The sequence below is a fragment of the Campylobacter concisus genome (assembly GCF_002912895.1).
GTDB classification, from domain to species: domain Bacteria; phylum Campylobacterota; class Campylobacteria; order Campylobacterales; family Campylobacteraceae; genus Campylobacter_A; species Campylobacter_A concisus_G.
Genome location: NZ_POZX01000011.1, coordinates 26268 through 46856, shown reverse-complemented (window position 1 = coordinate 46856; position 20589 = coordinate 26268). Strand labels below are relative to the sequence as shown.

Here is a 20589-nt window from a genome sequence, read left to right as displayed (position 1 = left end):
ATATGACTCCAGAAACTTTTTCGAGAATTTTAAATAAATTTAAAACAAATGGTTTAGTTAAACTTGATGAAAAGAACCAAATTTTGGAAAAAGATGTGGGTGGACTGCAAGAAATTTATTCTTATTGAAAGTTAATATCAAATAAATATTTTTATTTACTTAAAGAAAAAATTTATATTTTTTTAGATAACATTCACTTAAAATTTTCGTAAAAATTTACGATATATTGATAAATTCAGGAGGAGATTTTGGCTGAAGTTAAGAAGAAATTTTTTGTTTGGTCATCTGTTATTATCGGCATTGTGATCGGACTTATTGCGTCTATGGGTATTGCTGATGCACTTCATGCAACTGGTAGCGGCTACATCTGTACCATTTGCCACACTATGGATCCTATGAATGCTGCATATCATGAAGATGTACACGGTGGCAATAACAAGCTTGGCATAAAAGCTGAATGTTCAGCCTGTCACCTAAATCATACAAGTGCCTATACCTATGTACTTACAAAACTTAAAGTATCGATAAATGATGGTTATAAGACATTTTTTACAGATACGGACAAGATCGACTGGCGCAAAAAACGCGAGCATGCATCTCACTTTGTCTATGATAGTGGCTGTTTGACTTGCCACTCAAATTTAAAAAATGTTATTCAAGCTGGTAAATCATTCTTGCCACATAGAGATTATTTCGTTCTTGGAAATCCTAATAAAAAATCATGTGTTGACTGCCACGAGCACGTTGGTCACAAGAATTTAGGACTACAAATCGATAAATTTGAAGCAATTAAAAAACAAGAAAACAATAAAACCAAGTAAGGAGGAGAGATGTTTAAAAAGTCGCTAATGTTATTAGCCTGTCTAATGTCTTTTGGCTTTGCCGCAAACATGGATGCAAATAAATCTGATGCTTTAAACCTTAATGTTGTAAAAAACATTAAAGTTGCTCACAAAATGTCAGACTTATCAAAAAGCTGTGTTGAGTGCCACGCTAAAGAGACACCCGGCATAGTTGCCGATTGGAAAAATAGTCGCCACGCTCACGTTGGCGTAAGTTGTATGGATTGTCACTCTGTAAATGCAGATAATCCTATGGCTTCAGTTAAGGTGCATCCAAAAGATTCTAACAACCATGTTTCAATGCTAGTTAGCCCAAAAACTTGTGCTAAGTGTCACGAAAATGAGGTTGAAGAATTTGTTAAGAGTGGTCACGCAAGAGGTGCTATGCAAATGTATGCTAACCCTGCGATGGTAAAACTAATGTATCACTATGAAGGTATGGATCATCCAGAATACAAAATGGCTCCAGACGCTACTGGTTGTACACAGTGCCACGGAACCGTCATCAAACTAGACGCTGATCACAAACCTACAAAAGAGACTTGGCCAAACTACGGTATAGGTAATGTTTATCCTGATGGTGGCGTAGGCGGATGTAAATCATGCCACAGCGCACACACATTTAGCATAGCTGAAGCTAGAAAACCAGCTGCTTGTGCATCTTGCCACCTTGGACCTGATCACCCAGATATTGAGATCTTTAACAACTCAATGCACGGACATATCTATAATAGCGAAGCTCACAAATGGAATTTTGATGCTGCTCCTGATACATGGGATGTACCAGACTTTAGAGCTCCAACTTGTGCAGCTTGCCACATGAGTGGTGTTGGTGAAACAACAACAACTCACAACGTTTCAAGAAGACTAAAATGGAACCTATGGGGCGTCAGCAGTAAGCTAAGAACAGCTGGTGATGAACAAGCTGCTGTTGTTTACGAAAAAACTGGCAAACTAACCATAGGAACGCCACTTGCAGGTCATCCAAATGGACCAGAAGCAGCAAGAGCTGAGATGAAGCTAGTTTGTAAAGCTTGCCATACATCAACTCATACAGATAACTTCTTCATTATGGGTGATAAGCAAGTAGAGCTTTATAACGTTTACAATGCTGAAGCAACTAAGATGCTTGAAGAGTTGAAAGCTAAAAACTTACTACTTGCAGACGCTTGGGAAGATGAATTCCAAGATGTTTACTATCATATGTGGCACCACGAAGGCCGTCGTATGAGACAAGGTGCTTTAATGGGTGGTCCTGACTACTCACACTGGCACGGTGTATTCGAAGTTAAAAATGATATAAGAAAACTTCGTGAGATATACAAACAAAGAATTGAGACTGGTAAAGTTAAATAATTCTTTATAAGGTGGGTTTTCTCCCACCTTACTTTCTTAAATAACTATTAGATTTACTCAACTTAAATCATTTTTTATACGTTCAAAACTATACAATTTTTAAGACTAATAACATTAAAAGTAAGATATTAATTTTTATAGTACAAATTTAAAAATATAAAATATAATTTTTTATTTTTACAAGGAGAATTTTTGGGACTTTTGAGAATTATTATTGGAGCATTTATATTTAGTTTTCTTATAAATTTTTATTCATATAACCGTTTCATAAAAAAGGTTTCATTTTTTATACCACATCTTGCAAAAATCAGGATACTTTTATATGTTATTTGTATTCTTGAGTTTATATTTGTTCTTCAGATCAGGTTTTCATTCTTAAGCATTGAGCTTTATTTGATCGCTGGTACGCTCATAGGTTTTTCACTATTTTTGTTTGCTGTTAGTCTATTTTACGATATTTTACGTAGCATTTTTTCTAAAAGTAGCTTTAGTCCAACAAGACGAAAATTTATAAAATTTTGCTTTGATATTACATTTGTCATTTTTGTAATTGCTTGTTTTTTAAAAGGTATTTTCAATGCTTTAATGCCACCAAAGATAAGGCAAGTAGATATAAAAATAAAAAATTTACAAAGCAGCCTAAAAATAGCCATGATAACGGACGTGCATATAGGAGAATTTTTACAGAAAGACTTTATTAAAAAACTCGTCAATGACATAAATTTGGCAAATCCTGACATCGTAGTGATAGTGGGTGACTTAGTTGATGTAAATGCCGCTTTTATAGAAGATTTTCTAGAGCCATTAAAAAGTCTTAAAAGTACTTATGGGACTTTTTATGTACCTGGCAATCATGAATATTATCACGGAATAGATGGCATTTTAGAAAAGATCAGTTCTCTTGGCATAGAAATTTTAGGTAATAAAAACAAAAAAATTGCGAGTATAAATCTAGCTGGCGTTTACGATTTGGCTGGCATTAGGTTTAAACATTTAGAGCCAAATTTAGATGAGGCATTGACAGGACGTGACCCATCGCTACCTACCATCTTGCTCTCTCATCAGCCAAAATTTATAAAATCAATGCAGCAAGATGTTGATCTGGTGCTTTGCGGTCATACACACGCTGGTCAAATTTTCCCTTTTGGCCTTTTGGTTTTACTTGATCAGGGATTTTTACATGGCCTTTATAAGATTAATGATAAAATGCAAGCTTATGTTAGCAGTGGTGCTGGATTTTGGGGGCCTCCTGTTAGAATTTTTGCTCCAAGTGAGATTGCAATATTAAATTTAAGTAAGGAATAAAATGAGTAAAGACAATCTGTTTTCTCAAATTTTTGGAAAGGTTGCAAAGATTAACTTTTTCAAACCACTTCAAGAAGCCATAAATTCTTTTTACATAAAGCTGTTTAAGATAGATATGAGCGAGTTTAAGCCAGCAAATGAATATAAAAATTTAAATGAGCTTTTTACTAGAAGGCTCATAAAACCAAGAGATTTTGATGCAGCAGATGAGATGTTTATAAGCCCAGTTGATGGTACTTGTCTTAGTTTTGGTAGCACAAAGGAACTAAAGGCCTTTAGCATAAAAGGCATGGAGTATAGTGTAAGCGAACTATTGGGGCAGAGTGAGCTTGAGGGCGAATATGACTTTGCAAATATCTATCTTAGCCCAAAAGATTATCATCATTATCATGCGCCTTGCGATATTGCCATTAAAAAAGCCATATACATTCCGGGTAAGCTTTACAGCGTGGCTGCAAAATGGCTTGCAAAAGTAGACAGCCTTTATACAAAGAATGAACGCGTAGCGCTATCTTGTGAGATAAAAAATGGTAAGAAACTTTGGCTTGTTTTTGTAGGTGCGTTAAATGTCGGAAAGATGAAATTTTGTTTTGATGAGCGTATACAGACAAATGCGATGGCAAATTTTACACAAATTTACGAGTATGAAAATTTACATATCAAAAAGGGCGAGTGCCTTGGGAATTTCGAGCTTGGCTCAACTATCGTGATACTTAGCGAAAAAGATGCGATCGAGTACAACCTCTTTGAAAATAAAGAGCTTAAATTTGCTGAGACTATCGGGTTTATAAAATAAATTACGCTAGGCATATAAGTAAAATTTTTATACCTTACTTGGCCGGTATCCTATTTGCTTAGATTTTAGCGGTAAGTTTTATATAGTCTTTAAAAAAAATTATTATAGATTTAAAAGTTTGTAAAAGATGATGAATACATTATTTTATCTATCAAAATCTTTCTTGCTTTAATGTGTTCTTCATTAAACCATCAACCTCTGTAACCAAGCTATTATCTTTACTTATAAAACCTATATTGATATCACAGAGCTGATAGCATTTACATCATTACTTGTATAGAGAAGCTTATATATCAATAAAGATTATTAATAAGGCATAAGATAACTTAGTATATTTTTTTAAAAGAATTTTTATTAACTATAATAAAGAAGTTTAAATTTGACTTATAGCTTAAGACTTAAATAAACTTTAGCTGTTTAGCCCAAAAGAGGGCTAAATTTAAACATTAAACCTAAAGTGCATAACATCACCATCTTGTACGATGTAATCTTTGCCCTCAAGCCTCATTTTGCCAGCCTCTTTGGCTCCGTTTTCACCGCCATGTGCGATATAGTCCTCGTAGCCTATCACTTCAGCTCTAATGAAGCCCCTCTCAAAGTCATTGTGAATGACGCTTGCTGCTTTCGGCGCTTTCCAGCCTTTTGTGATCGTCCAAGCTCTTACTTCAACGACGCCAGCAGTAAAATAACTTATTAAATTTAGCTTTGCAAAAGACGTTCTTATGATCTTTTCAAGACCGCTCTCGCTCGTACCGATAGATACCAAAAACTCGTGTGCCTCTTCTTCGCTTAGACCTATTAGCTCCTCTTCTACTTTGGCACAAAGCTTGATTACCTCATGATCTGAAGCCTTTGCGTACTCTTTTAGCGCTTTTACAAATTTATTATCTTCGCTAAGTCCCTCTTCATCGACGTTCGCACCATAAACTACCTCTTTGGCGCTTAAAAGTCTTAGTTCTCTATTTAACGCTAAAAATGCCTCACTATCTTTTTGTTCAAAGCCGCTTGCACTTTTACCTTCATTTAGGTGAGCCAAAAGTAAATTTGCTATCTCAAGTGCCTCTTTTGCACCTTTTGCATTTGCCTTCGCCTCTCTTGTGAGCTTTTCTATCTTTTTGTTTAGCTGCTCGATGTCAGCTAGTATCAGCTCGGTTTGGATGATCTCGATGTCTCTTACCGGATCGACGCTGCCCTCGACGTGAGTAATATTTTCATCTTCAAAGCAGCGAACGATGTGTAAGATAAGCTCGGTTTCTCTGATGTTTGATAAAAATTTATTGCCAAGCCCCTCGCCTGAGCTTGCACCCTTTACAAGACCTGCGATATCGACAAATTCGATGGTTGAATACTGAATTTTATTAGGATTAACTATCTTGGCAAGCTCATTTAGGCGCTTATCAGGCACTGGCACGATGGCTTTGTTTGGCTCGATCGTACAAAATGGATAGTTCGCACTCTCGGCATTTTGCGCCTTTGTAAGTGCGTTAAATGTCGTTGATTTACCCACATTTGGTAGGCCTATGATTCCAACTGAAAGTCCCATCAATTCTCCTTGCTAAGTGCTTGTAAAAAGTATAAATTCATCCTCACACCCGCTCCACTCGCACCTGCTTGGTTGTATCCCCAAGCCTTTTCACGGTATGCTGGGCCTGCAATGTCGAGGTGTAGCCACTTATCTTTATACTCATCTTTAATAAATTTATCTAAAAACATGCCAGCTGTGATCGCGCCACCATATCTGCTTGAGGCGCAGTTGCTAACGTCTGCGATCTGGCTTTTAATAAGCTCGCTAAGATAAGGGTTAAAATCAAGCGTAGTCACTAGTTCGCCGCTATCTTTTATCTTATTTTTAAACTCGCTTTTTAGACTCTCACTATTGCCCATGATGCCTGTTGTGTATTCGCCAAGTCCCACGATGCAAGCGCCAGTTAAGGTTGCCATGTCGATTAGGATATCTGGCTTAAAGTCCTGAGCGTAGCTTAGGCAGTCCGCCAACACCAAACGTCCTTCTGCATCAGTATTTCTCACCTCTATACTAATGCCACTTCTTGAAATAAGCACGTCATCAGGCTTGTAGGCGTTGCCTCCAATCATATTTTCAGTTGCACCCAAAATGGCGTGAATTTCAAATGGTAAATTTAGCTCCGCAGCACCTTTTATGATGCCAAGAGCCGCTGCTGCACCGCTTTTGTCTGATTTCATAGTGAGCATGTAGTCAGCCGGCTTTAAGCTAAGGCCACCGCTATCATATGTTAGGCCTTTGCCGACAAAGATGATGCGTTTTTTAGACTTTTTAGGCTTGTAAGTTAGGTGAATTAGTCTTGGTTTATGCACGCTTGCGCGATTTACTGCCAAAAATGCGTTCATATTCTCTTTTGCTAGAAATTTCTCGTCATAGACCTCGCACTTTATGCTTGCGATATTTTTGGCTAAATTTTGCGCGTCCTCGGCCATCTTTTGTGGTGTGTAAATTTCTGGAATTTCATTTACGATATCTTTTGCGAAATTTGTAGCATTTGCTATTATCTCTGCTTCTTTAAAGCCCTCATTTGCTGTCTTTAGATCGACCTTTTTGCCAGCAAATTCTTCAGTAGAAAAGATGATCTCTTTTAGGGTGTATTTTTCTTTTTTTTCTTTATACTTGTTAAATTCATAACTTCCAAGCAAAAAGCCCTCAGCTAGCACCTCAAAGCTTAGTTTTTGGCACTCTGCTACGTAAGAAGCTAGCTTTATACTCTTGATGTTTAGTGACTTTAGTGCATTATAAGCTTTAGCGGCTGCAACTCTTAGCTCGTCAAGATCAAGCTTAGAAAGTGGCACGTAAGCCCTTTTTGCCTCGCTTAGGATAAGGACGCTCTCGCCTTTGTAATTGTTAAATTTAATAGCCTCCTTATCGCCTATAAATTTATGTTTTAAGTCCTTATCTACTACGAAAATTAGTTCAATATCAGCTTTTATATCTTTTAATTTCTTATCAACTATTTGAAACTGCATGTCTTCTGTCTCTCCTTTCGTTTAAAATTTTATTTTCGATGCGCTTAAATGCATATATCAAAAGCCCCATAAATATAGCAACCACTGGGATAGCGACGTACCAGTGCTCTTTTGCTTCTTGCAAAAGCACAAGTATATGCTCGCCAAGTATCCAAGCAGGTATGGTGGTGATCGCCGCCCAGCACCAAGCGCTGATTAAATTTATAAAGGCGTACTTTTTAGCGTCATAGCCAGTAAGTCCTATGCAAAGCGGGATGATGACGCGAAAGCCATACATATAGCGTTGCAAAAAGATGATCGGCCAGCCGTATTTTTTCAGCATTATGTGCGCCACTGCAAATTTTCTCCGCTGCGTGTGAAGCCTTTTTGCGATGTATTTTTTATTATAACGGCCAAGGTAGAAGTAAATTTGATCACCCACAAAACCTCCAAGTCCAGCCACAAAGATAGCAAGAGCGATGTGCATATGTGTGGTGTGAGCGAGAATTCCAGCCATTATTAAGGCCATCTCGCCCTCCATGATACACCAGACAAAAAGTATGATGTAGCCGTACTCTTTAAGCAGCTCTATAAAAAACTCTTCCATTCTAAACCTCTAAAACGCTGTAAATTTTAGTAAGCGACTTTAGCTTTTCGCTACCTTTTAGATCGACTAGATCTATTAGAAAGCACGCTTCTACGCAGGTTGCGTTAGTTTGATTGATAAGCTCAACCGAGGCCTTTGCAGTGCCTCCAGTGGCTATGAGATCGTCCATCAAAAGCACTCTAGCGCCTGCTTTTTCTCCAAAAGCATCGATGTGAATTTGCACTTCATCGACGCCATACTCTAGGCTGTATTTTTGAGAAAGCGTGATAAAAGGCAGTTTTTTTGGCTTGCGAATAGGCACAAAAGGCAGTCTTAGTCTTGCTGCAAGCGCTGCGCCAAAGATGAAGCCGCGAGACTCGATGCCAGCGATGTAGTCGATATTTACGTCCTCATATCTAGCCATCAAATGATCTATCAAAAAGTTAAATGCATCTTTGTTATTTAGCAGCGTCGTGATGTCGCGAAAGACTATGCCAGGCTTTGGAAAGTCGTTTATGCAGCGAATAGAGTTTAGTAAAAATTCTTTACTTTTTTGATCTAAAATTTTCATAAATTTCCTTAAATTTGATGTTATAGTAACGCTTCGATTTTGCCTTCAAGCTCACGTATGCGTTGTCTTAGCTTATCGTTTTCTAAGCGGTACTGGGAATTTCTTGTGCGAAGCGAGGTCACGTCATTTTTAGTTTTGTTTAGCTCGTCTGTTAAGATGTCGATGTTGCCTAGGCTTCGCTGAAGTTGGATCTGAAATTTTCTTATGACGACCTCGGTGTCTTGGAGGTTATTTTTCATAAAATCTTTTGTCGCACGCTCTTTTTTTAGAAGCGTTTTGAAGTAAAAAACCATAACAGTTAGGTAGATCGCAGCACAAACAAGAGCAGTAAAAACGATCCACTCGCCTATCATTTGGCTTCCTTAAGCTCTATTTTTTTGACTCTTCTTTCGTGTCTGTCACCTGCAAACTCTGTCTTTAAAAATGTTTCAAGTGCTGCTGTAGCCACGCCAGCTCCGATAACCCTTGCTCCAAAAGCGATAACATTTGCATCGTTATGTTCTCTTGCAAGTCTTGCGGTAAATTCGTCGTGACAAAGTGCGCACCTTACGTTTTCATGCCTGTTTGCAGCGATTGAGATGCCAATACCTGTGCCACAAATGAGCACGCCGTAGCAGTTAGGCTCAAGCTTGCTTGCTAGCAAATGCGCATAATCAGGGTAATCAACGCTATTTTTGTCATTCGTACCAAGGTCAATAACTTCATAACCAAGCTTTTTTATGGCTTCCTTTAGCTCTACCTTAAGCTCTACTCCAGCGTGATCGCAGGCTATAAAAATTTTATCTATTTTCATGAAAAATCCAATAAATTTTTGCAGATTATAGTCAAAGTTGCATTAAAATAAAATTTTGCTTGCATGTGAGAAAAGGCTATAATTTTAGAAATTCTTAAAAGGGAAAAATATGAAAAAGACGCTCTTTTTAATGGCTTCAGCGCTAGCCTTTGCAAATGAAAATTTGATAGAGATATACACGGATCAAACCATCATCACTCAAAAATTTAGTGACGCAAATAGCTCTTTTAGCGCCTTTGTGCCAGAGGGTGTGCAAAGTGAGAGCATCACGATAAATGGGGATTGTGACGCGAATGCTTATCTAAAAAAGATCAACGAAGAAAATAGCCCAAGTTACATAAAATGGAAGCAAGAAGTTGCAAATTTAAATAACAAGCTTGAGGCGCTAAATGCGAGAGGTAGGTTTATAGAGCAAGCTTTAGTAGAAGAAAACAAAAGTAACGATGTGACAAAAAGAGCTGATGAGTTTTATAAATTTAGCCTAGAAAATATCGAGAAAATTTCAGCTGCTAAAAGTGAGCTTGAAGCGCTTAAAGAAAATGAGCCAAAGAGCGAGATGGCTGGATTTTTGCAACTTGATATGAAATTTGCTTGCGACCCAAAAGAGGCGACGCTTTCATACATGGATGATGAGGCGCCAAAGACGCTAAATGAAATTTATGCAGACACAAAAAACAAAAATATCTTGATAAAACAAGAAATTTTGCTCACCAACCCATTTACCAGTGATGTTAAAAATTTAAAACTCGCTATCTATCCAACCAGATATCAAAAGGCGCTTGCTCCAAGCAAGTTTTACCCTTGGTACGAGGAGAGTGAGGCAGAGGCTGATGGTTACGGCACTTCAAAAAATATGCTAAGAGCCGCAAAAGTCACTGCTGAGGTCGCTGATATGCGTGTGCAAAGAGATGAGAACGAATTTGCCAAAATTTGGAAGATAGATGGGATAAATTTAGCAAAAGGCGAGAGCAAATATATAACTTACGATACGCAAAAAATGGACACAAATTTTAGCGTTTTTGCTGATTTTTACGGCTCGCTAAAGGCATATAACGTAGCTAGCTTTAAGCTAAATGATGATCTAACGCCAGCTAAAACGCAGTTTTATGTTAATGGTGTGAGTGTTGGTAGTCCAAGCGAGTTTGAGATGAAAGCTAAAGATGAGCCAGTGCAGTTATTTTTAGGACAAAACGAGCTAATCGAGCTTAAAAAAGAGCGCTTAAATAAATTTAAAAAGAGCTCGCTTCTTGGCAAAGACCGCATAAGCGAAGAGGGCTATGAGATAAGTGTCAAAAATAACTCAAGTAAAAGTGTCGATGTCACTTTGGTTGATCGCGTGCCAGTATCTGTTGATGAGGCGGTAAAGGTCGAGATAAAGGGTTTTGATAAAAAAGATATCAGCAAAGATGGCAAGGTGGAGCTTAAATTTAGCCTCGCACCAAAAGAGGAATTTAAAAAAGAGTACTCTTATAAGATCACAAAGCCAAAAAATTAGAGCAAATTTGCTCTAAATTTAGCCGTTTATAAAGGCACTTGCGATATCTAAAACGTATCTTGTCGGATAAAAGATAGTATCTTTTAAAGGCGAAACAAGGATGATGATAAGGATGACAAAGCCATATCTTGAAATACCCTCAAGCTTTTCAGCCAGTGCATGAAAGCCAAAATTTCTAAGCGCGTACTCAACTGCGTGAAAGCCATCAAGTGGTGGAATCGGATAGAGATTAAAGATGGCTAACATCAAATTTAAAAGCGCAAGCGTAAATAAAAACTGAAGTAAAATTTCAAAGGTTTCTATATTTAATAAAGCCTTTAACACAAAAAGCGACAAGACGCCCAAGATGATGTTGTAGCAAATGCCAGCTAGACTTACGTAGATAGCTGCTTTATATCCGCCATTTCGCACGACTGTGTAGGTATTTACAGGCACTGGTTTTGCCCAGCCAAACATCATACCAGTGCTTAGGTAAAGTACCAGTGGCACGATGATAGTGCCAACTGGGTCAATATGTTTTATAGGGTTTATGCTAAGCCTGCCAAGGCTTTTTGCAGTGTTGTCACCAAATTTATAAGCGACATAGCCATGGGCGATCTCGTGACCAACGATGGCGATTATTAAAGAGATGACGATAGTGGCGATTTTAACTATGTCTATGTTATCAATGAAGCCCATCTACTTCACCTTCTTTTAGAGCTTTGCTAGTGAAAAATTCGTCATTTTCTATCGTATCTACAAAGCGTCCGATACGCTCCCAGCGCACATTGTAGTTATTGTCCCAGCTAAAATAAATAAACCAAGGCTGACCGACTATGTCCTTGTAAGCCACGCTTCCCCAAAAACGGCTGTCGTTTGAGTGATCGCGGTTGTCGCCTATCATAAAGTACTCATCCTTTGGCACTTTGACGTAAAATGCATTAAAGTTAAAATTTGGATTTTGCGGTAGTGAGCTAATGAGCGCTGGCTTCATAAAAACGTTTGATTTGTTTGTATTTAGCATGAAAACCATCTGCTCAAATAAATTTACATTTTCGTCGTAATGGATGCCACTAAATCTATACGGCTCTTTTATGAAAAGCTTGCCGTCAAGCTCGGCTATGTCGCTGCACGAGTAGCCAAATTTGCTCTCTTTGCCGTTTAAATTTTCACGGCAGTTTGCCTTTATGAAGCTATCTCCCTCTTTTGGGCGCAGATAGAGGGCTTTTTCAGTAAAAACGATCTCGTCCTCGCTAGTCGCAAAGCAGCGCTTTACAAAGTGAGTTTTCTCATCGTTTGGATAGCGAAATACGACTATATCGCCCCTTGCAGGACCATCGCCTGTTATAAGGTGACCATTGTCATTTAGCTCAGGTAAAATTTTCACCTCAAGCCAAGGAATTCTTGGTGTTGGTATGCCATAAACATACTTTTTAGCAAATAAAAAATCCCCAACCAAAAGCGTGTTTTTCATCGAACCAGACGGGATCACAAAGGCTTGAGCTACAAAGAAAATGACAAGCAAAACGATGATAACCGTACCTGTCCAGCTCGAGCAAAAGTCATAAAATTTAGTAAAAGCTCTCTTCATTATCTCACTCTTTAATTTTTAGCTATCTTTGCTTGTGCAGCAAGGATGGTGTTGTTTAAAAGCATGGCTATGGTCATAGGTCCAACGCCGCCAGGAACAGGCGTGATATATGAGCATTTTGGTGCGACCTCTTCAAAATCCACATCACCCACAAGCCTGCCATCATCAAGTCTGTTTATGCCCACATCAACGACTACTGCGCCATCTTTTACCATATCAGCCTTTAAGAAAAATGGCTTGCCAATGGCTGCAACGATGAGGTCAGCATTTTTGCAAATTTCTTTTAAATTTTTAGTCTTGCTGTGTGTCACCGTAACCGTTGCAGAGGCATTAAGGAGTAAATTTGCCATAGGCTTGCCAACGATGTTGCTTCTGCCGATCACCACTGCATTTAGTCCAGCTACATCTATGCCATACTCTTTTAAAATTTCCATCACGCCAAGCGGTGTGCAAGGCACGAAGCCATCAAGTCCGCTAACAAGTTTGCCAACATTTACAGCGTGAAAGCCATCTACATCTTTTCGTGGATCGATCGCTGCGAGCATGACGTTTGTATCGATGTGCTTTGGCAGTGGCAGCTGAACCAAGATGCCATGGATGCTATCGTCTAAATTTAGCACGTTTATAAGGGCAAGTAGCTCGTTTTGGGTTGTATTTTCGCTTAGACGGTGAGCCACGCTTTTTATGCCGTATTCGTTGCAGGCTTTCTCTTTGGCTCTAACGTATGTCTGAGATGCTTTATCTTCGCCTACTAAGATGACAGCTAGGGTTGGCTCTACGCCAAATTTTTTTAGTTCTTCAGCTCTTACTTTTACGCTTTCTTTGACCTTTAAAGATACGGCTTTGCCGTCTAAAATTTTCATGTTGGATCCTTATTTAAAAGCTTTTTTAATCACAAGGGTGGTATCATACCTAAAATTAAATTAAAATTTTTAAAGAGAGGTTTATGCGGTCTGTTTTTTTGATTTTGCTTTTTTGTGTAGCGATTTTTGGTGCTGATTTTATCACAAAGACCGAATATGCCAAGATGCTCTACCTAAATCCACGTGGCATAGGATGCGATAAATGTCACGGCACAAAGGGTGAGGGCAGTCTAATCTCTAAATACAAACACTTTGATAAAAAGGCAAACAAAACGGTTGACGATGAGCTTAGAGCACCAAAGATAAATGATATAGATTTTGAAAGCTTTAAAGCCGCTTTAACTAAGCCAAAAGGCGTCATGCCAAGCTACTTTTTGACAGACGAGGAGACTACGATTCTTTATGAATACATTACGAATAAGATAAATACTCCTTCAAAAGCAGCAAAAGCGCAAAATTTAAGCAAGCCAGTTTCCACTGATACGACGCAAAAACAGCCAGAGCAATCTGCTAAAGCCGCCCCTGCTACAAAACCAGCAGAGTCAGCTAAAACTACCACAGCTAAGCCAGCTGAGTCAGCAAAAACCGCTACTACGCAAGCACCAAAGTCGCCAGTAAAACCAGTAACAAATCAAAAAGATAATCAAAAGACAAATTTAAAAACACAAAATCAAAAGGATAAAAAATGACAAATAAAGAGGCATTTAGCGAAGCCAAAAAATATATCCCAGGCGGCGTAAATTCGCCAGTACGTGCATTTGGAAGCGTTGGCGGTGAGCCTGTAATGATCGATCACGCAAATGGAGCTTATCTATACGATGTCGAGGGTAAAAAATATCTTGACTTTATCCAAAGCTGGGGACCACTCATCTTTGGTCACTGCGACAAAGATATCGAAGAGGCGATCATCTCTGCTGTAAAACAAGGCGTCTCATACGGCGCTCCATCTCCAAAAGAGACAGCTCTAGCAAAGCTAATATGTGATGAGTTTAAACAAATAGATAAAATTCGCTTCGTAAGCTCTGGCACAGAGGCCACTATGAGCGCTATCAGAGTGGCTAGAGGATATGCTAAAAAAGATGGACTAATAAAATTTGAAGGCTGCTATCACGGACACAGCGATGCACTTCTTATAAAAGCAGGAAGTGGCGCTACGACATACGGCAACGCATCAAGCAGCGGCGTACCACAAGATGTTGTGAAAAACACTTATCTAGCAGTTTATAACGATATCGAGAGCGTAAAAGCCATCTTTGAAAACAATAAAGACAAAATCGGCGTCGTCATAATCGAGCCTATCGCAGGAAATATGGGGCTTGTGCCAGCTGATAAGAAATTTTTAGAAGAGCTTAGAGAGCTTTGCGATAAATTTGGCGCAGTGCTTATTCTTGATGAGGTTATGAGCGGTTTTAGAGCTTCTCGCCTTGGCTCATATCCATTTCACGAAGTAGATGCCGATCTTGTCACATTTGGCAAAGTTATAGGCGGAGGCATGAACGTCGCTGCATTTGGCGGTAAGGCTGAAATTATGGACTGCTTAAGCCCTGAGGGTGCAGTATATCAAGCAGGCACGCTAAGTGGCAACCCAGTGGCGATGAGCGCTGGTATAGCGGCTATTTCAAAGATAAATAGCGACGTAAATTTATACGCTAGACTTGAAAAATTAGCTAAAAAACTAATGGACGGCTTTAAAGAGGCAGCAAAAAGTGCTGGCATTACCATCCAAACTGATGTTCGTGGCTCTATGTTTGGCTACTTTTTTACAGAGCATGCCGTGAAAAACTACAACGATGCGTTAAAGAGCGACACAAAACTCTTTGCTAAATTTCACCAAGCGATGCTTAGGCGTGGAATTTATCTAGCGCCAAGTCAGTTTGAGACTGGATTTATCTGCGATGCGATGAGTGAGGCGGATATTGATCTAGCGGTAAGTGCAGCTAAAGAGGCGTTTTTGGAGATAAAAGCCTAATGGCAAAATTTAAGATAAAAGATATCGTAGCGGGGGCTGAGCAGCTAAGCCTTGGCGTTTCAATCGTAGTTGCGATCTTGCTTGGCACTGGACTAGGGTATTTTGTAAAAAAGGCTACAAATTTCACGCCAGCCCTTTGGATAGGCTTTGCTATTGGCATCGCAGCTGCTATTTTAAACGTCTATAAAGCTTACAAAGCGCAGATAAAAAGCCTAGATGAGCTAAAAGATGAAAGCAGATACAAAGGCTACACAAAAGACGATGATGAGGATGATTAGTAGGCTTTTGATTTGCTACTTTGCACTTTGGCTAGCTCTTAGCGCGGTTGGCAAATTTATATCAAATCAATTTTTTATAAGCTCGCAAATTTCATTTTTTGCTTCGCTTATCATCTTAACGGCTAGTTTTTTTGCATATAAAAACCGCATAAATTCTCGGCTAGAAAATGCTAGAGATGAAATTTTAGCCAAAATAGAAGAAGAGGACGAAGAGGATGAAGAAATTTTGCCTGAGAGAGAGGCAAAAGAATTTAGCCTAAAAGAAGAAAAAGCAAGGCTAAAAAAGCAGAGATTTTCATTTAAAGATAAAAGTTTCGCAGCAGCCTTTATGCCTTACCGCTTAGTGGCTTATGCGATACTTTTTTTTGGATTTATTTTTTTAAAAAATGAAAATTTACTAAACGTGCCTGGCTTTTTGGTGGGGCTTGCTCCGATGCCTATTGGTGCATTTGTTTTTGGGCTTATGGAGAATAAATTTAATACCGCAAAGGATACTGATGGCAAGTAGCTTTAGGATCATCCGCTCGATGGGACCTCTATTTTTGGGCATGAGTTTACTTTTTATCGGAAATGGCCTAGTCATCGCATCTTGTAGCGCACTTCTTAAGCAAAATGGAGTGGGTGAGCTAGAGATTGGATTAATCAATACAGGCTTTTTTGTAGGCGCGTTAATTAGCACCATTACAGCTCACAGAGTCATCTCAACTACTGGTCACATAAGAGCCTTTGCCATCTTTTCAGCCATTTTTGCGGTCTCAGCTATGCTTCATGCGTTAAATCAAAATTTAGTATTCTGGGCGATCTTGCGTGCATTTTTGGGATATTGCTACTACGCACTTTTGATGGTTATAGAAAGCTGGCTAAATGCAAAAATTCCAAATAAAATAAGATCTCGCGTGATAGCCTTTTACGAAGGCGTTTTTTACACGAGTTTTGGACTTGGTATTTTGATCTTGGCGCTTAACCTTAATACCTTTGAAATTTTTATCATAAGTGCAGCTTTTATCATGCTCTCAAGCATTCCATTAAATTTGATCCGTATAAATCAGCCTCAAATCCCAGAGCGTCAGCCCATAAATATCCCAAAAATTTTTGGTATCGTCCCGCTCGCTCTTGTTGGTGCGCTCATTGCAGGCTTAGCAATAAATGGCTTTTTTTCGATGGCAAGCCTTTTTGTTTTGCTTCAAGGATACGGCACAAAAGAGGCGTCATTTTTTATGACGGTTGCGATGATCGGAGGCTTTTTAGCTCAAGTTTTTATCGGTAGTTTTTCTGATAGATATGGCAGAAGGCCAGCTATTTTGCTTTGTAGCAGTGTAGCTTTAATAAGTGCGGTTTTGTTTTTACTAAATGGCAAAAATTTAATGGTTGAATATCTGCTTTCATTCTTTTTTGGGGCTGGAATTTTTTGCACATATGGACTTTCGCTCGCTAGGGCAAATGATGAGATCACAGACAAGACAAAGAGCGTGCAAGTCGCACGTGCTTTGCTATTTAGCTACTCTTTGGCTTCGCTTTTTTCGCCGCTTCTTATGAGTTATGCGATGAAAATTTTTGGAGCATTTGGCTTTATCTATGTTTATTTGGTGCTTTTTGCTGGGCTTATTTTATTTGCGCTAACGCAAAAGACAATACCACAGCACATGAGAAAAGAGTACAACGACAGGCTCGTTGCAAGAACGGCTGGCATCGCTACTATTGAGCAAAATGGAAATTTTGCCGATAGAAAAAATAAAAAGTAGAAAATGAACGTAGGAAATTCTTTGAATATATCAAATACTTCGGTTCAAACTGGACAAAATACTGCTCAAAATGTGCCAGTTCGTAAAAATGAAGGCTCGCTTTTTAAAAATCAGCCAAGCGTACAAACGCCTAGTGAGCAAAGCGTTTCAGAGACACTTGATAATGTTGGAAAACTCGTTGCAAGAGTGCTTGATGATCTAAAAAGCGCTTCAAGTCTTAGCAAGGCTGAACAAATTTTATCTCAGGCAAAAGATACGAAAATCGCTCCAAATTTAGCCAGCGAGCTATCAGACCTTGCAAAAAGCTTAGAAGCAGAAGCGGCGCAAAATGAAAATAGTGAAATAAAGAGCCTTGCACTAAAGCTAAAAGAATTTCTAAAACCAATAGCCGATCTAAAAGCTGGCTCACTAAATGATCAGATCAAAAACTCAGGCGTAATGCTTGAAGCAAATTTAAAAGATGCACTTAGTCCAGAGAAGCTTCCAAGCTCGGTTCAGAAGCTACTAAGTGATATAAAAAATCTCTTAAGCGGGAATTTACTAAATCAAATTTTAACCCTAAATGATGAAAAATTAGATAATCAAAATTCTTTTTCAAAACTTGCTTCTATACTTGAAAAATCGAGTAATGACGCAAAAAATATCCTTGATAACTCAAGCATAAAAACCCTTTTAAAAGATGTTGATAAGCTTGATAATGTGGTTAAATTTTTAGATAAAAATTTTTCAAAAGATCAAAATGGCGAGCTAGTAAAAAATCAAATAGGCAAAATGCAAAATTTCATCTCAAATTTAAGCGAGAAAGTCGCAAGCCTAGCAAATGAAAAGCTAAATCAAAATTTTGGTTTTAGCCAAAATCACAAAGAGCTAAAAACTATCCTTGATAGCATAAAAAACGATCTAAAAACGCTAAATAACATAGGCGATGAAGCAGGGCTTGTAAAAGCGTTTAATGAGATGAGTGATGTTTCAAAGGATGGCAGCTTGCAAGATAAGCTCCAAAGCGCGGCGAGGCGTCTTGCTCATAGCCTAAGTCTTGCTGATGCTAAGGTAAGTTTGGCTAAAAATGAACTAAGTGAGAGCAAGGCGCTTTTAAAACAACTAAATCTCGCTACAAACGATATAAATAATATTACGACTAAAAATAGCAACGAAATTTCAAAGGTGCTAAGCCAAGATATAAAAAGTACGCTTTTAAATATCAGTGAAAAGAGTCAAAACCCACAAAGCGTAAATGCTGCAAATAAGATGATTTCGCAGATCGAGATGCATCAAATGATATCAAGCCTTCAAGGCGGGATTCAAACTTATATGCCTTATATTTGGGACGGCGTTGAGGGTGGAAATATCGCATTTAAGCAAGGCAAAAAGGATAAATTTTACGCTCAGATCGATCTAAATTTTAAGAAATTTGGACAGATAAATGTGATGGTTGGACTTATTGATAAAAGGTACATTGATCTTTCGGTAGCTACGCAAACAAATGAGTTTAAGGAGCTAATCCTCTCAAACTCTAGCGAATTAAAACAAGCAATATCAAAGCTTGGACTTATAGTTTCAAACTTTAATATCAAAACTTTGTCAAAAGTGAAGCTAAATGATAGATTTAAAAAATTTGGTGGCCTTGATGTGGGCTTTGATAAGAAAATTTAATGCAAGTAAATAAGAAAAAAGCAGTAGCTCTTGGCTACAACAGATCTAAAGATAATGCTCCAAGAGTGCTGGCTAATGGCGCTGGTGAGATAGCAAATAGAATAATTGATCTTGCAAAAGAGCATGATATACCGATCAAAGAGGATCCTGACCTTATTGAAATTTTAAGCAAGGTTGAAGTTGATCAAGAAATTCCACCGAATTTATATAAAGCTGTTGCTGAAATTTTTAGCTTTTTATATAAGATCACAAAGAAATGATCTATAAATTTGCTTAAAAGTTAGCAAGGCATATAAAGAGTGGCAAGGATATTGACGATATACAAAAAAGTGGCGTAAACTAAATATTAAATTAAAATTTTAAAGGCTATTTGTGGCACAAAAATTAATATTAATAGGGGCATCTACTGGCGGGCCTGGGCATTTAAAAAAGTTATTAAAAAACGTAAAACTAAATGGAGCTATCATCGTGATAGCCCAGCACATGAATAAAATGTTTATAAACTCTTTTGCTATGCAAATCGGAAAAGAGTGTGGCTTGGATGTTGAAATTTTAAATGAGAGGAAAATTTTAAAAGAAAATACCGTATATGTCTGTGAACAAAATGTAGTGGTTTCGCCAAATTTGCCAATCAGTGCAAAGCCAAATACAGAAGAAAAGACTATATATACGCCAAATGTTGATGTGTTGTTTAAATCTGGAGTTGGAATTTGCAAAAGCGCAAATGTCTTAGCTATCTTACTAACTGGCATCGGAGATGATGGTGCATCTGGGCTTGATAAGCTTTATAAGGCTGGAGCAAAATGTATAGCTGAAAATGAAGAGAGCGCGATAGTTTATGGTATGCCAAAACGTGCAAAGGAGCTAAATCAAAGCTTAAAATCATTAAATCTAACTATGATAAAAAAAGAGCTGGAGGATTTTTTAAATGCTATTAACTAATGACGCAAAAGATACAAAAACAATGCAAACAAATACTTCACAAGATATGGATAGTTTTAATGAATTTATGAATGTTATCAAAACTCTTTGCGGAGTTGATCTGGAGCCAAAAAGAGATATTACATTGCAACGAATTACCATTTTTATTAGAGATCGCCAGATAAAAAGCTTTAAAGATCTTGTTTCGATGATAAGATATAACACAAGCTTACGACAAGACATTTTAAATCTAGTAACTGTAAATGAGACTTATTTTTATAGAGAGTTGCCTCAACTTAAAGATGTGATCTATTACGCAAAGGAGCTTGGAGGAGCTAGAATTTTGTGTGCTCCTTGCTCTACTGGAGATGAGTCATATTCGCTCGCAATGCTTGCTTATGAGATGGGATTTAAACAGCATGAAATTTCGATCGTAGGTATAGACATAAACTCAGAAGCCATTGCAAGCTGTCAAAATGGTATTTTTAGTGAGAGGAGCTTGCACAGATTAAGCGATTTTCAAAAAGAGAGATTTTTTACAAAAGTCGATGATAAATTTAAGATAAAAAAAGAAATTTTACCAAGGTGTGAGTTTAAAATTTTAAATGTTTTTGATGATGCTATTTTTAATCTAGGAAAATTTGATATCGTACTTTCAAGAAATATGATGATCTATTTTGATGATGATTTTAGATTAAAATGTGTTGAGAGGCTTCATAAATTGCTTAAGCCAGATGGTAGGCTTTACGCTGGGCACGCTGATCTTGTTCCTTACACTCCAGCTTATGAAAAACGCTTTTCAAATGGAACTACTTACTATCTAAAAAAATAAAAATTTGCCAAGTCGCCTTTTAACTTAGGCGACTTAATTTAAAA

23 protein-coding genes and 1 pseudogene are annotated in these 20589 nt (G+C 38.0%); 15 read left to right on the top strand and 9 right to left on the bottom strand.

Annotated features, from left to right (window positions below):
• The first annotated feature begins 2 nt into the window (after window positions 1–2).
• From CYP51_RS01280 to CYP51_RS01260, 5 genes are all read left to right on the top strand, one after another.
• Entirely contained in the window at window positions 3–128 is a 126-nt protein-coding gene (locus CYP51_RS01280; protein ID WP_141089676.1) for a helix-turn-helix domain-containing protein, read from the top strand.
• 120 nt (window positions 129–248) lie between these two features.
• Complete coding sequence (locus tag CYP51_RS01275) at window positions 249–821, top strand: cytochrome c3 family protein (protein WP_009294580.1); 573 nt, start codon at window positions 249–251, stop codon at window positions 819–821.
• 9 nt (window positions 822–830) lie between these two features.
• Window positions 831–2198: a multiheme c-type cytochrome gene (locus CYP51_RS01270; RefSeq protein WP_084040848.1), complete on the top strand. Its 1368-nt coding sequence runs from the start codon at window positions 831–833 to the stop codon at window positions 2196–2198.
• 192 nt (window positions 2199–2390) lie between these two features.
• Window positions 2391–3503 (top strand): metallophosphoesterase, encoded by a 1113-nt coding sequence (locus CYP51_RS01265; RefSeq protein WP_103624070.1) that lies wholly within the window; start codon window positions 2391–2393, stop codon window positions 3501–3503.
• A gap of 1 nt (window position 3504) precedes the next feature.
• Window positions 3505–4299 (top strand): phosphatidylserine decarboxylase, encoded by a 795-nt coding sequence (locus tag CYP51_RS01260; protein ID WP_103624069.1) that lies wholly within the window; start codon window positions 3505–3507, stop codon window positions 4297–4299.
• Between the two features lie 439 nt (window positions 4300–4738).
• Here the strand turns inward: CYP51_RS01260 and ychF are convergent, their stop codons facing one another.
• The 6 genes from ychF to rpiB are packed head-to-tail and all read right to left on the bottom strand — an operon-like array spanning window position 4739 to window position 9222.
• Window positions 4739–5842 (bottom strand): redox-regulated ATPase YchF, encoded by a 1104-nt coding sequence (gene ychF / locus CYP51_RS01255; protein WP_103624068.1) that lies wholly within the window; start codon window positions 5840–5842, stop codon window positions 4739–4741.
• A complete protein-coding gene (locus CYP51_RS01250) occupies window positions 5842–7293 on the bottom strand; it encodes a leucyl aminopeptidase (protein ID WP_054196331.1) in 1452 nt (483 codons plus the stop codon). The genes ychF and CYP51_RS01250 overlap by 1 nt, the downstream gene beginning before the upstream one ends.
• Window positions 7274–7879, bottom strand: coding sequence for a DedA family protein (locus CYP51_RS01245; protein WP_054196332.1), 606 nt, complete (start codon window positions 7877–7879; stop codon window positions 7274–7276). Before CYP51_RS01245 ends, CYP51_RS01250 begins: the two co-directional genes overlap by 20 nt.
• Window position 7880: 1 nt before the next feature.
• Entirely contained in the window at window positions 7881–8429 is a 549-nt protein-coding gene (gene apt / locus CYP51_RS01240) for an adenine phosphoribosyltransferase (protein WP_103624067.1), read from the bottom strand.
• A gap of 20 nt (window positions 8430–8449) precedes the next feature.
• Window positions 8450–8782 (bottom strand): hypothetical protein, encoded by a 333-nt coding sequence (locus tag CYP51_RS01235; protein WP_002939538.1) that lies wholly within the window; start codon window positions 8780–8782, stop codon window positions 8450–8452.
• Complete coding sequence (gene rpiB, locus CYP51_RS01230) at window positions 8779–9222, bottom strand: ribose 5-phosphate isomerase B (RefSeq protein WP_103624066.1); 444 nt, start codon at window positions 9220–9222, stop codon at window positions 8779–8781. Before rpiB ends, CYP51_RS01235 begins: the two co-directional genes overlap by 4 nt.
• Before the next feature lie 109 nt (window positions 9223–9331).
• Between rpiB and CYP51_RS01225 the strand changes: the two genes are divergently transcribed.
• Window positions 9332–10717: a DUF4139 domain-containing protein gene (locus tag CYP51_RS01225; protein ID WP_103624065.1), complete on the top strand. Its 1386-nt coding sequence runs from the start codon at window positions 9332–9334 to the stop codon at window positions 10715–10717.
• 18 nt (window positions 10718–10735) lie between these two features.
• Here the strand turns inward: CYP51_RS01225 and CYP51_RS01220 are convergent, their stop codons facing one another.
• The 3 genes from CYP51_RS01220 to folD are packed head-to-tail and all read right to left on the bottom strand — an operon-like array spanning window position 10736 to window position 13150.
• Window positions 10736–11395, bottom strand: a complete 660-nt coding sequence (locus tag CYP51_RS01220) for a site-2 protease family protein (RefSeq protein WP_103624064.1) — start codon at window positions 11393–11395, stop codon at window positions 10736–10738.
• The gene (gene lepB / locus CYP51_RS01215; protein WP_103624063.1) at window positions 11382–12287 is read right to left on the bottom strand and encodes a signal peptidase I; all 906 of its coding nucleotides are present in this window, start codon (window positions 12285–12287) and stop codon (window positions 11382–11384) included. Before lepB ends, CYP51_RS01220 begins: the two co-directional genes overlap by 14 nt.
• An 11-nt stretch (window positions 12288–12298) precedes the next feature.
• Window positions 12299–13150 carry a bifunctional methylenetetrahydrofolate dehydrogenase/methenyltetrahydrofolate cyclohydrolase FolD gene (folD, locus tag CYP51_RS01210; RefSeq protein ID WP_103624062.1) on the bottom strand — a complete coding sequence of 284 codons (852 nt, stop codon included), beginning with the start codon at window positions 13148–13150 and terminating at the stop codon, window positions 12299–12301.
• Between the two features lie 83 nt (window positions 13151–13233).
• Between folD and CYP51_RS09740 the strand changes: the two are divergent.
• From CYP51_RS09740 to CYP51_RS01165, 9 genes and pseudogenes are all read left to right on the top strand, one after another.
• Window positions 13234–13569 (top strand): annotated as a pseudogene (locus CYP51_RS09740) (c-type cytochrome); the annotation flags it as partial.
• A 266-nt stretch (window positions 13570–13835) separates the two neighbouring features.
• A complete protein-coding gene (gene hemL, locus CYP51_RS01200; protein WP_103624060.1) occupies window positions 13836–15119 on the top strand; it encodes a glutamate-1-semialdehyde 2,1-aminomutase in 1284 nt (427 codons plus the stop codon).
• Window positions 15119–15397: an AtpZ/AtpI family protein gene (locus tag CYP51_RS01195; protein ID WP_084108504.1), complete on the top strand. Its 279-nt coding sequence runs from the start codon at window positions 15119–15121 to the stop codon at window positions 15395–15397. Before hemL ends, CYP51_RS01195 begins: the two co-directional genes overlap by 1 nt.
• Window positions 15348–15905: a hypothetical protein gene (locus CYP51_RS01190; RefSeq protein ID WP_258032758.1), complete on the top strand. Its 558-nt coding sequence runs from the start codon at window positions 15348–15350 to the stop codon at window positions 15903–15905. The genes CYP51_RS01195 and CYP51_RS01190 overlap by 50 nt, the downstream gene beginning before the upstream one ends.
• Entirely contained in the window at window positions 15895–17139 is a 1245-nt protein-coding gene (locus CYP51_RS01185; RefSeq protein WP_103624058.1) for an MFS transporter, read from the top strand. The genes CYP51_RS01190 and CYP51_RS01185 overlap by 11 nt, the downstream gene beginning before the upstream one ends.
• Before the next feature lie 21 nt (window positions 17140–17160).
• Window positions 17161–18792 carry a flagellar hook-length control protein FliK gene (locus CYP51_RS01180; RefSeq protein ID WP_180997721.1) on the top strand — a complete coding sequence of 544 codons (1632 nt, stop codon included), beginning with the start codon at window positions 17161–17163 and terminating at the stop codon, window positions 18790–18792.
• Complete coding sequence (locus tag CYP51_RS01175; protein ID WP_084108494.1) at window positions 18792–19052, top strand: FlhB-like flagellar biosynthesis protein; 261 nt, start codon at window positions 18792–18794, stop codon at window positions 19050–19052. Before CYP51_RS01180 ends, CYP51_RS01175 begins: the two co-directional genes overlap by 1 nt.
• A gap of 112 nt (window positions 19053–19164) precedes the next feature.
• The gene (locus CYP51_RS01170) at window positions 19165–19734 is read left to right on the top strand and encodes a CheB methylesterase domain-containing protein (RefSeq protein ID WP_021090732.1); all 570 of its coding nucleotides are present in this window, start codon (window positions 19165–19167) and stop codon (window positions 19732–19734) included.
• Window positions 19721–20545 (top strand): CheR family methyltransferase, encoded by an 825-nt coding sequence (locus CYP51_RS01165; protein WP_103624056.1) that lies wholly within the window; start codon window positions 19721–19723, stop codon window positions 20543–20545. The genes CYP51_RS01170 and CYP51_RS01165 overlap by 14 nt, the downstream gene beginning before the upstream one ends.
• Window positions 20546–20589 lie beyond the last annotated feature (44 nt).

Bases quoted from the DNA above. Each gene is read 5' to 3' on its own strand.
- CYP51_RS01280 (WP_141089676.1), top strand. From the start codon at position 3: ATGACTCCAGAAACTTTTTCGAGAATTTTAAATAAATTTAAAACAAAT.
- CYP51_RS01270 (WP_084040848.1), top strand. From the start codon at position 831: ATGTTTAAAAAGTCGCTAATGTTATTAGCCTGTCTAATGTCTTTTGGC.
- CYP51_RS01260 (WP_103624069.1), top strand. From the start codon at position 3,505: ATGAGTAAAGACAATCTGTTTTCTCAAATTTTTGGAAAGGTTGCAAAG.
- ychF (WP_103624068.1), bottom strand. From the start codon at position 5,842: ATGGGACTTTCAGTTGGAATCATAGGCCTACCAAATGTGGGTAAATCA.
- CYP51_RS01250 (WP_054196331.1), bottom strand. From the start codon at position 7,293: ATGCAGTTTCAAATAGTTGATAAGAAATTAAAAGATATAAAAGCTGAT.
- CYP51_RS01245 (WP_054196332.1), bottom strand. From the start codon at position 7,879: ATGGAAGAGTTTTTTATAGAGCTGCTTAAAGAGTACGGCTACATCATA.
- apt (WP_103624067.1), bottom strand. From the start codon at position 8,429: ATGAAAATTTTAGATCAAAAAAGTAAAGAATTTTTACTAAACTCTATT.
- CYP51_RS01235 (WP_002939538.1), bottom strand. From the start codon at position 8,782: ATGATAGGCGAGTGGATCGTTTTTACTGCTCTTGTTTGTGCTGCGATC.
- rpiB (WP_103624066.1), bottom strand. From the start codon at position 9,222: ATGAAAATAGATAAAATTTTTATAGCCTGCGATCACGCTGGAGTAGAG.
- CYP51_RS01225 (WP_103624065.1), top strand. From the start codon at position 9,332: ATGAAAAAGACGCTCTTTTTAATGGCTTCAGCGCTAGCCTTTGCAAAT.
- CYP51_RS01220 (WP_103624064.1), bottom strand. From the start codon at position 11,395: ATGGGCTTCATTGATAACATAGACATAGTTAAAATCGCCACTATCGTC.
- lepB (WP_103624063.1), bottom strand. From the start codon at position 12,287: ATGAAGAGAGCTTTTACTAAATTTTATGACTTTTGCTCGAGCTGGACA.
- folD (WP_103624062.1), bottom strand. From the start codon at position 13,150: ATGAAAATTTTAGACGGCAAAGCCGTATCTTTAAAGGTCAAAGAAAGC.
- hemL (WP_103624060.1), top strand. From the start codon at position 13,836: ATGACAAATAAAGAGGCATTTAGCGAAGCCAAAAAATATATCCCAGGC.
- CYP51_RS01195 (WP_084108504.1), top strand. From the start codon at position 15,119: ATGGCAAAATTTAAGATAAAAGATATCGTAGCGGGGGCTGAGCAGCTA.
- CYP51_RS01190 (WP_258032758.1), top strand. From the start codon at position 15,348: ATGAAAGCAGATACAAAGGCTACACAAAAGACGATGATGAGGATGATT.
- CYP51_RS01185 (WP_103624058.1), top strand. From the start codon at position 15,895: ATGGCAAGTAGCTTTAGGATCATCCGCTCGATGGGACCTCTATTTTTG.
- CYP51_RS01175 (WP_084108494.1), top strand. From the start codon at position 18,792: ATGCAAGTAAATAAGAAAAAAGCAGTAGCTCTTGGCTACAACAGATCT.
- CYP51_RS01165 (WP_103624056.1), top strand. From the start codon at position 19,721: ATGCTATTAACTAATGACGCAAAAGATACAAAAACAATGCAAACAAAT.